Below are 1,227 nucleotides of genomic sequence, written 5' to 3'. Positions count from 1 at the left end.
GGTCTTGAAGGTGCTGCGGGTCTTGTTCGCGGGCAGGTCGTAGGGGACGACGTTTTCCTTGTGGTACAGGCAGCCGGTGACCAGCGGCTGGTCGGGGTCGCCTTCAAGGAAGGTGACCAGCACCTCCATGCCCACGCGGGGGATGGCGATGCCGCCGTAGGCCGCGCCGGCCCAGCCGCTGGCCACGCGCAGCCAGCAGGTGGTCTTGTCGTCGGCCTGGCCGTCGCGGTCCCAGTGGAACTGCACCTTGATCCGCCCGTACTGATCGCAGTGGATCTCCTCGCCGGCAGGGCCGGTGACGACGGCGGTCTGGCTGCCGAGCACGCGGGGCTTGGGGTGTTCCAGGGCCGGGCGGTAGTGGGCGTCCCACGGGGTGGCGAGGAAGGTGTTGCGGTAGCCCTGGTGGAAGTCGTCCTTGCCGTCGGTGACGTCGCTGGTGACGTTCTCGCCCAGGACCTGCGGTTGCTTGCCCTCGTGGATGACTTCCAGCAGCAGCCACAGGTCGTTCCACTCGGCGCGCGGGTGCTCGGCCAGGGTGAGGAAGTGGCCGCAGGCCAGGGTCGGCTCGTCGCCCTTGCCCTCGGCCAGGGCGTAGTCGCTGCGGTGGCGTTCCAGGGCGCGGGTGGCCAGCTGCTTGCCGCGCTCGCGGGCAGTGAAGCGGCCGGGGTAGTCGTAGTCCTCGAGGTCCGGCATGAAGGCCGACTTGACGGCGGCCTCGGGCAGGATCTTGGGCTTCTCGAAGTCGTAGTCGCGGCGGGCGACGCGGCTGGTGCGGGTCTCCAGGCGCAGGTTGAAGCGCTTGATGACCGGCTTGTCGGCGGCCATGCCGGAGTCCTGCTGGTAGCTGACCGGCTTGAGCTTGCGGAACACGGTCTGGTCGTCGCCGAACACCAGCTTGTGGCCGCTGGCGCTGTGCTGAAAATGGAAGTGGATGCCTTCCTCCTCGCACAGGCGCTGGATGAAGTGCAGGTCGGACTCGTCGTACTGCACGCAGTAGTCGCGCTCGGGGTACTCGGCGCCGAGCTGGAAGCTGTAGGCGTCGGCGAGGATGCCGCGATCCTCCAGCACCCGGGCGATGATCTTGGGCACGGTGAGCTGCTGGAAGATCTGCTGGTCGTGGTTGTGGCGCAGGTAGGCCAGCTGCGGCACCAGGCTCAGGCTGTAGCGGGTGAGGGTGCGGCCGGAGTCGCCTTGCTCGATGCGGTACACCAGGCCGTGGATCTTGCC

Annotated in this window: 1 protein-coding gene; it reads right to left on the bottom strand. The window is 68.3% G+C overall.

Annotated features, from left to right (window positions below; translation table 11 throughout):
- Positions 1–1,227, bottom strand: a 1,227-nt coding sequence (gene tssI, locus CAG41_RS28055; RefSeq protein WP_139835014.1) for a type VI secretion system tip protein TssI/VgrG, incomplete at both ends; no start/stop codon positions are given.

This window comes from Pseudomonas sp. B35(2017), assembly GCF_002113645.1.
Lineage (GTDB): Bacteria > Pseudomonadota > Gammaproteobacteria > Pseudomonadales > Pseudomonadaceae > Aquipseudomonas > Aquipseudomonas ekonensis.
This window is presented reverse-complemented; position numbering and strand designations above follow the sequence as displayed.